This window comes from Burkholderia sp. Ac-20384, from assembly GCF_017104605.1.
Taxonomy (GTDB): Bacteria; Pseudomonadota; Gammaproteobacteria; order Burkholderiales; family Burkholderiaceae; genus Burkholderia; species Burkholderia lata.
This window is the reverse complement of sequence record NZ_JAAGPE010000334.1, coordinates 1-9041: the sequence shown is the minus strand read 5'-3', so window position 1 is coordinate 9041 and position 9041 is coordinate 1. Positions and strand designations below refer to the sequence as shown.

Annotated in this window: 3 protein-coding genes; all 3 read left to right on the top strand. The window is 70.3% G+C overall.

All coding sequences use genetic code 11. The features are described from left to right. Positions 1-2365 (top strand): AMP-binding protein (locus G3O00_RS36190; RefSeq protein ID WP_206145872.1); only part of this gene is annotated, 2365 nt, incomplete at its 5' end. Further along, positions 2362-7836 (top strand): non-ribosomal peptide synthetase, encoded by a 5475-nt coding sequence (locus G3O00_RS36185; RefSeq protein WP_206145870.1) that lies wholly within the window; start codon positions 2362-2364, stop codon positions 7834-7836. The genes G3O00_RS36190 and G3O00_RS36185, both read left to right, overlap by 4 nt. Continuing rightward, positions 7833-8885 carry a Gfo/Idh/MocA family oxidoreductase gene (locus G3O00_RS36180; protein WP_206145869.1) on the top strand — a complete coding sequence of 351 codons (1053 nt, stop codon included), beginning with the start codon at positions 7833-7835 and terminating at the stop codon, positions 8883-8885. The genes G3O00_RS36185 and G3O00_RS36180 overlap by 4 nt, the downstream gene beginning before the upstream one ends. Positions 8886-9041 lie beyond the last annotated feature (156 nt).

Genomic DNA, 9041 nt, shown 5'->3' with positions numbered 1-9041 from the left:
TGCGCCGCTGCCGCATTTCGGCGTCGCGGCGCTGATGCGGCACGAACCGCTGGCCGCGCCGCTCGCGGTCGCACCGCAGGCCACCGCGTACGTGATCTACACGTCCGGCTCGACGGGCGTGCCGAAGGGTGTCGAGATGACGCACGCAGCGGCGCTCAACACGATCGATGCGATCGATGCGCTGCTCGGTGTGAGCCCGACAGACCGGTTGCTCGCGGTATCGGCGCTCGATTTCGACCTGTCGGTGTACGACCTGTTCGGCGTGCTCGGTGCCGGTGCCGAACTCGTGCTGCCGACCCAGGACGACGCACGCGACGCGGCGCGCTGGATCGAACTGATCGCGCAGCATCGCGTGACGCTGTGGAATTCGGCACCCGCGCTGCTGGAAATGGCGCTGGCGGTGCCGGCCGCGGCCGACGCGTGCCGCAGCGTGCGCGCGGCGCTGCTGTCCGGCGACTGGATCGCACGCGACCTGCCGGCGCGCTTGCGCGAACGGTGCGGCGACGCCTGTGCTTTCCATGCACTCGGCGGCGCGACCGAGGCGGGCATCTGGTCGAACGTGCAGACGGTGCGCGACGTGCCGCCGCACTGGCGTTCGATTCCGTATGGCCGGCCATTGCCGGGGCAGGCTTATCGGGTCATCGATGCCGCTGGCCGCGATGTACCGGATTACGTGCCGGGCGAACTGCTGATCGGCGGCGACAGCCTCGCGCGTGGCTACCGGCACGATCCCGAGCTGACCGCGCAGCGCTTCGTGCAGCAGGCGTCGGGACGCTGGTATCGCACGGGCGACCGGGGCCGCTACTGGCCCGACGGCACGCTCGAATTCCTGGGGCGCGAGGATCGCCAGGTGAAGGTGCGCGGGCACCGGATCGAGCTGGGCGAGATCGAGGCCGCGCTGGCCGCGCATCCGCTGATCGACGGTGCGTGCGCGAGCGTCGTCGGCGGCGAAGCCGCGCGTATCGCGGCGGCGTTCGTACCGGCCGATCGCACATCGGATGTAATGCTGTCCTCACCCGTGTTCGCGGAAGCGGACGCTGCCGATACCGTGCACGCGGAAGCGGCCGTTGCGCGCGCGCTAGCCGATCGGCTGCTCGACGGCGATACAGGCTTGCCGCCGTCGCTGAGCGCGCATTGGCATGCGAAGGATGACGTATCGATTTCCGTCGACGGCGCGCTCGATCTGCTCGACTGGTATGCCGCCGATCTCGACGACCTGACCGGATCGCTGCGCGCGCTCGCTGCCGATCCTGAAGGCGCCGCGCAGCGTGTGCCGCTCGATCCGCGGATCGCGCCGCTGGCGTTCGCGGCGCGTCTGCCGGATGGCGCACGCGCGCTGCGCGAGTTTGGCGCTGCGCTGCAGGCCCAGGCCGCGGCGCGCACCGGAACGCTGCGGGTCGCGGTGCTCGACGCGCGCGCCGGGCAATGGTTCGATGCGGGGCTCGGCATGCTCGACGATCCGCGCTTCGACGTGACGCTGTTCGACGCGTCGCCTGGTCTGCTGCACAACGCGCAGGCGTACTTTGCACAAACGATGCCGGCGTTGCAGGCGATACAGGACGGCCTGCTGCCCGCCCGTCATCTCGGCCGGTTCGATTGCGTGATCAGTTTCGCGGCCGCGCACCTGCGCGACGATCCGCGAGACACGTTCCGAATCGCAGCAGCGTTGCTTGCGCAGAACGGCCGCCTGCTGTTTGCCGACGTGCTGCGCGATTCGCCGCTGCGTGAGCTCGTTGCGGGCGTGATGGGCGATGCGTCACTGCCGCGGCCGTTTGTGCACGATGCGCTGGCGTCGGCGGCACACGCGTGCGGCTTTGCGCTGGAAGCATCGCGGAGCTGGCGTTCGACCGCGTTTGCGTGCATTGATGCGCACCGTGTCGGCGAACCGGCGGAACAAGCGGCGCTGGCCGACTGGTTGCGCGACCGGTTGCCTGACGCGATGCGTCCCGATGCGCTGTGGTGCATCGCGCGCTGGCCGCTCAACGCGAACGGCAAGATCGATCGGCGAGCGGTAGGCGATGCGCTCGCTCGGGCACTCGGCGATGCGCCCGCCGCACATGACGCGTTCGTGCCGGTAGACGAACGGCAGGCGACGCTGCTCGCGTGCTGGGAGCACGCGCTCGGCCGCCCGGCGAACGCACGCGACGCGACGTTCTTCGCGCTCGGCGGTGACAGCCTGCTCGCGACACGCCTGCTCGCGCAACTGCGTGAGCGGCTCGGCGTGCGGGTCGGGATGGCCGCGTTCTATCGGCAGCCGACGCTCGCGGGTCTTGCCGCACAGCTCGCTGAGGCGGCGCCGGCCGCACCGGCTTCGCAGGCCGAAGGTGACGCGCCGGTCGCAACGATCGAGGAGGGCGTGCTGTGAGCTTCGATGACGTGCTCGATCTTTGCCGCGAACGCCAGATCGAACTGTGGTGCGACGACGGCGGCCAGTTGCGCTATCGCGCGCCGGCCGGCGCGCTCGATGCGGATCTCGCCGCGCGCATCAAGGCCGAACGCGACGCATTCGTCCGCTTCCTGCAGGACGGCGCGTGGCGCAGCGATCCGGCGCGCCGGCACGAGCGCTTCGCGCTGACGCCGGTGCAGGCCGCGTATGTGCTCGGCCGGCACGAATCGTTCGAGTTCGGCGGCAATGCGTGCCATCTGTACGTCGAATACGGCGAACCGGCGAAGCTCGACTGCGTGCGCTTCGAGGCCGCGTGGAATGCGTGCGTTGCGCGGCATCCGATGCTGCGCGCGATCGTCGAGGACAACGCATGGCAGCGCGTGCTGCCCGACGTGCCTTGGCAGCCGCTCGCGGTGCACGACCTGCGAGAAGCCGATGCGAACGCATTCGACGCGCACGTGAAGCGCGTGCGCGAGCGTCTCGACCACGCGGTGCACGCGCTCGACCGCTGGCCGGTGCTGCAGCCGGAAGTGAGCCTCGGGCCGGATGGCGCGGTGCTGCATCTGTCCGTCGATTTCACGCTGATCGACTACGCGAGCCTGCAATTGCTGCTCGCCGAATGGCGGCGGCGTTACGACGATCCGCAATGGCAGCCCGAGCCGCTCGACGCGACGTTCCGCGATTACGTCGTCAACGAAGCCCACGCCGGCACGCGTGCCGATCATGCGCGCGACAAGGCGTGGTGGCTTGCGCGCATCGACGATCTGCCGGCGCGGCCCGATCTGCCGGTGGTGCCCGCGATGCAGTCCGATGCGCGGCCGCGCTTCACGCACCGGCATGCGAGGCTCGATCGTGCGCAATGGGCCGCGCTGAGCAGCTACGCGAGCCGCTTCGGGCTGAGCGCGGCCAGTGTCGCGCTGGCCGCGTTCGCCGAGGTCGTCGGCCGCTGGAGCCAGTCGCCCGCGTTCTGCCTGAACCTGACGGTGCTGAACCGGCCGCCCGTGCATCCGCGCATCGACGCGGTGCTCGGCGATTTCACCGCGCTGAGCCTGCTCGCTGTCGACGCGACGCACGGGCGCGATTTCGTCGAGCGCGCCCGCACGATCGGCGCACGGATGTTCGACGACCTCGACCATCGCGCGTTTACAGGCGTCGACGTGATGCGCGAACTCGCGCGGCGGCGCGGCAAGGATGCCGCGCTGATGCCGGTGGTGTTCACGAGCGGCATCGGCAGCGTGGGCCGCCTGCTTGGCGAGCACGCGGGCCGGGCCGAACCGCCGCTCCATATGATCAGTCAGACGCCGCAAGTCTGGCTCGACTGCCAGGTGACCGACCAGTTCGGTGGTCTGGAAATCGGCTGGGACGTGCGCGACGACCTGTTTCCGGACGGGATGCCCGCGGCGATGTTCGATGCGTACGTCGCGCTGCTGGGCCGGCTCGCTGCGGATGCCGAATGGTGGTCGCGCGAGGGTGACACCGTGCTGCCGTCCGCCGTGCCAGCTGCCGAGGTCCATCCGGATGCGGATACGCATATCGCGGCCGGCTTCGCCGCGCAGGCGTTGCGTACGCCCGATGCGCCGGTGGTGATCGATGCACAAGGGGCGCGCACGTATCGCGACATCGCGCAGCATGCGGCGGCGCTGCGGTCTTCGCTTGAGCAGGCCGGCGTCGGCGTGGGCGACACCGTTGCCGTGCTGATGCCGAAGTGCGCACATCAGCTCGCGGCCGTGCTCGCGATCGTGCAGGCGGGTGCCGCGTACGTGCCGGTCGACAGCCGCCAGCCGGCGCTGCGGCAACAGGCGATCCTGCGCAATGCGCGGGTGCGTGCGGTCGTCAGTGTGCAGGCGCTCGAGTTCGAACATGACGGTTGCGTGCGCATCGATATCGATACATTGCCGATCGATCCGCAATGGCCGCCGCGTGCCGCGCGCGACCTCGACGGCGACGCGCTCGCGTACGTGATTTACACGTCGGGCTCCACCGGCGAGCCGAAGGGCGTGATGCTGAGCCACGCGGCCGTGTGCAACACGCTTGCCGACATCAGCGCGCGCCACGAAGTCGGTGACGGCGACGTGGTGCTCGGCCTTGCCGAGCTGAGCTTCGACCTGTCCGTCTACGACTTCTTCGGCGCGACCGCGCGCGGCGCGTGCATCGTGCTGCCCGATCCGGCGCGCGGCAACGATCCGTCGCACTGGGCCGAGCTGATGGTGCGGCATCGCGTGACGCTGTGGAACTCGGTGCCCGCGCAAGGGCAGATGCTGATCGACTACCTCGAAGGCGAACCGGCGCTCGACGTGCCGGGCCCGCGCCGCGTGCTGTGGTCGGGAGACTGGATTCCGGTGACGCTGCCCACGCGCTGGTGGCGGCGCTGGCCCGACAGCGCGCTGTTCAGCCTGGGCGGCGCGACCGAGGCGTCGATCTGGTCGATCGAGCATCCGATCCATCCTGCGGACACGCAGCTTGCCAGCATTCCGTACGGCCGCGCGCTGACCGGGCAGACGATGGAAGTGCTCGACGCACTCGGCCGGCCGTGCCCGCCCGGCGTGCGTGGCGAGATTCATATCGGCGGCGTAGGGCTCGCGACCGGTTACGCGAACGATCCCGTGCGCACGGCCGAACGCTTCATCCGTCATCGCGACGGGCGCAGGCTTTATCGCACCGGTGATCTTGGCCGCGTGCGCGCTGACGGTTCGCTCGAGTTCCTCGGGCGGCAGGACGATCAGGTGAAGATCCGCGGCTACCGGATCGAGCTGGCCGAGATCGATGCGGCGCTGACCGCGCATCCGCTCGTCGGCGCGGCCGCGACGATCGTGCTCGGCGAAGGCGCGGAGCGCCGGCTCGCGAGCTTCGCGTCGCTGCACGGCGCGGAGCCTTCGACGTCGACGCAGGACGACGCGCTGCAAGAGATCGCGAAGCACGTGCGTACGGCGTTTGACACCGCGCGCTGGCCTGAACAGGCAGATGTGGCCCGGTCGGTCGCCCAGCTCGAAGCCGCCTGCGTTGCATCGCTGGCCGCGTGGATCGTGCCGGCAGGCGCGCTGACCGAGGATGCCGCGACGGATTTCGCGACGTTGTGCGAACGGCTGCGCGTGCCGGCGGCGCGACAGCATCTGCTGCGCCACTGGCTCGCGATGCTCGACAAGCACGGCGTGCTGCACACGGATGCCGAAGCAGGCGGCTGGCGTCTGCGGCCCGATGCGGGCCATGCCGATGCGCACGCATGCTGGGACGCGTTTGCGCAGGATGCGTCGCCGGATCTGTGGCCGACCGTTCTCGTCGACTACTTCCGCGACAGCGCAGGATGCATCGACGTGCAGGTGGACGGCAGCGTGTCGCCGGCTGGCCTGATGTTCCCGGAAGGCGCATCGCATATCGCCGACGCGATGTACAGCGACGGCGAACATGCGCACGCACTGCACAACGGGATGGCGCAGGCCGTGCGGGCGATCGTTGCGCGCGAGCCGCAGCGCCCATGGCGCATCCTGGAGATCGGCGCGGGCACGGCCGCGGCGACGCGGTCGATCGTCGACGCGCTCGCACCGCTGGTCGAAGCGGGCGCGCGGATCGACTACCTGTTCAGCGACGTGTCGAGCTATTTCCTTGCAGCGGCGCGCGAGCGTTTTGCCGCGTATCCGTGGATGCGGTTCGTGCGGTTCGACATGAACGCGCCGTTCGACGCGCAGGGCATCGCGCCGCATTCGATCGACGTCACGATCAGCTCCGGCGCGCTGAACAATGCGCGCGACACGGTCGCACTGATCGCCGGGCTGCGTGCGTTGTCGGCGGCCGACGCGTGGTGGGTGATCCAGGAACTGACGACCGAGCATCCGGAGATCAGCATCAGCCAGGGGCTGATGATGGAAACGCCGAACGACGCACGTGCCGAGTCGGCGCGGTTGTTCGTGCCGCGCGCGCAGTGGCTCGAATGGTTGCAGTCGGACGGCGGCGATCGCGCGCTCGGTTGCGTGGCACCCGGCACGCCGCTCGATGCGCTCGGCTACGACATCCTGCTCGCGCACGTGAAGCGCGGCGCGGCGCGCATCGCGCCGGACGCGCTGCTGGCGTTCGTCGCGGAGCGCGTGCCGGGCTACATGGTGCCGTCGCAATTACGCGTGCTCGACCGTCTGCCGGTGACCGCGAACGGCAAGATCGATCGCCGTACGCTGGCCGGTATCGCCGACATCCGCGAACCGGAACCGGCAGCCGCTCGGCGAGCCGACACGCAGACCGCCGCCGATCCGCTGCTGGCGCGGCTGATCGGCTTGTGGGAAGCCGTGCTCGATACGCGCAACGTCACGCCGGATCAGGACTTCTTCGCGGCTGGCGGCGATTCGCTGCTGATCGCGCAGCTCGTGTCGAGGCTGCGTGGCGAGGAGCCGCTCGCACAAGCGCATCCGTTCGACCGGCTGCTGCGCTGGGTGCTCGCACAACCGACGCCCGCTGCGTTCGCGCAATGCCTGCGCGATGCGGGTGAGCAGCCGTCGGCCGCAACGTCACCGGCTGCAATGCGCACGGCGCACGCGTCGGCGGTCATCCACGCACCCGCGCCCCGCGTGCGTGCCGACGTGCGACCGATTTCGCTCACACCGGGCAAGGGCGTGCCGCGCGTGATCGTGCACGAAGGGCTCGGCACCGTGCATGCGTATCGACCGGTCATGCCGGCGCTCGCGCGGCTCGGCCCGGTGCTCGGCTTCGCGGTGCGCGACGCGCAGGACTATCTCGATGTGCCGGCACGCCACCTGAACGCGACGCTCGGCCGTCGCTATGCGGACGCACTGTGGCGAACCGGCGTGCGCGAGGTCGACGTGCTCGGCTACTGCTCGGGCGGGCTGGTCGCGCTCGACATGGCGAAGTCGCTGGTGCAGCTCGGCGTCGAAGTGCGCACGCTCGACATCGTGTCGAGCTTCCGGATTCCGTACCTGATCGAAGACGAGCGGCTCGTGCTGTTCAACTTCGCGGCGACGCTCGGGCTGCCGCTCGACGCGCTCGGGTTTCCGGAAACGTACGTGCTGGCCGACGCACTCGCCGACGCGTTGAAGGCCGACCCCGCGCGACTCGCGCCCGGCAGCCTGCAGGCGCAGCTGGAGATCTTCGGCGATCGCTGCGAGCCGCTCGATGCATTGCGCAGTCGCGTGCTGCGTGCCGCCGCCGGATTGTCGATGCAGGACGAGGTCGCGCATCCGCTGCTCGACGAACGCGAACGGCTGTACCGGCTCTTCATGCATTCGGTGCAGGCGAGCCACTGGGCGGGCGACGCGCCGTATGCAGGTGCGCTGCGGCTGTTCGTGCCGGAGCGCTGCAACCCGCTGATTCCGCAGCAGCGCGCGGCGCTCACCGAATACTGGACGGCGCAGGCGCTCGGCGGCATCACGTCCGTCGATATCCCCGGCGGTCATTTCGACTGCCTGAATGCCGCGTTCGTCGATACCCGCCTGAAGGAGGCGCAATGAAGGTCCATCCGCTGCCGGTCGTCGTCGCCGGCTCCCGCTTCGGCCAGTTCTATGCGGCGGGCCTCGCTGCGTCCAGCGCGTATCGTGTCGCGGGCATCCTGGGGCAGGGCAGTGTGCGCACCGCCGCGCTGGCCGCGCGTGTCGGCGCACCCGTGTTCGACTCTCCCGAATCGCTGCCCGAGGACGTGCGCGTCGCATGCGTCGCGGTCGGCGGCGCGGCGCGCGGCGCTGACGGGGCTGCGCTCGCGTGCCGGCTGCTCGAACGCGGGATCGACGTGGTGATCGAGCATCCGCTGCTGCCCGACGAATGGGATCGCGTGCTGCGCACTGCGTCGCGTCATGGCCGCCGCTGCCTGCTCAACAGCTTCTATCCGAACCTGCCGGTCGTCTCGCGCTTCATCGCCGTCGCGCGACGGTTGCGCGAAACGAGTGCGCCGGTGCATGCGGACGTCGTGTGCTCGGTGCAGGCCAGTTTCGCGGCGCTCGACGTGCTCGCGGCGGCGCTGCAGGGCGTGGGCCCGTGGTCGGTCGAGCCGATCGGGCCGGCATTGTCGTCGATGCGCGAATGCGCGATGGTGCTCGCCGCAACGCCGGTGTCGCTGCGCGTGCACAACGAGATGGCGGCGGCCGACGACGGCCGGATGAGCCTGCTGTTCGGCATCACGCTGACGACGGACGCCGGCACGTGGACGCTCGCGTCGCCGCACGGCCCGCTGTGGTGGGCCCCCGCGCTGCGCGAACCGGAGATCGACGAGAACGGGCTGTTCCCGATCTTCGGCGACACGACGGGCAGCGACATGCCGAGCGTCCAGATCTGCGACGACGCGCGCGACACGTGGGGCGCGATTCACGCGCGCAACTGGCCGCAAGCGGCCGTGCGCGCGGTCGACCGGCTCGTGTCGGGTGAAGGGCTGCAGGCGTGCAACCAGCGCACCATCGACGTGACGCGCGTCTGGCAGCAACTGACGATGCAGCTCGGTTTTCCGGAGCAGCCGCCGAGCGACACATCCGCGGCGACGCTCGGCATGCTGCTGGTGCGTGCCGCATGAAGGGGCCATTGCTTTCGATGTTGCGGCCGTTCGCGGTGCCGCTCGTGGCGGCGGTCGTGCTGCAGGCGCTGGCGGGTGTCGCATCGCTCGTGCCGTGGCTCGCGCTCGGCCGTGTCGCCGACGCGTGGCGCGCGACGGCGCAGCGCGCCGCGCCGG

Bases quoted from the DNA above. Each gene is read 5' to 3' on its own strand.
- G3O00_RS36180 (WP_206145869.1), top strand. From the start codon at position 7,833: ATGAAGGTCCATCCGCTGCCGGTCGTCGTCGCCGGCTCCCGCTTCGGC.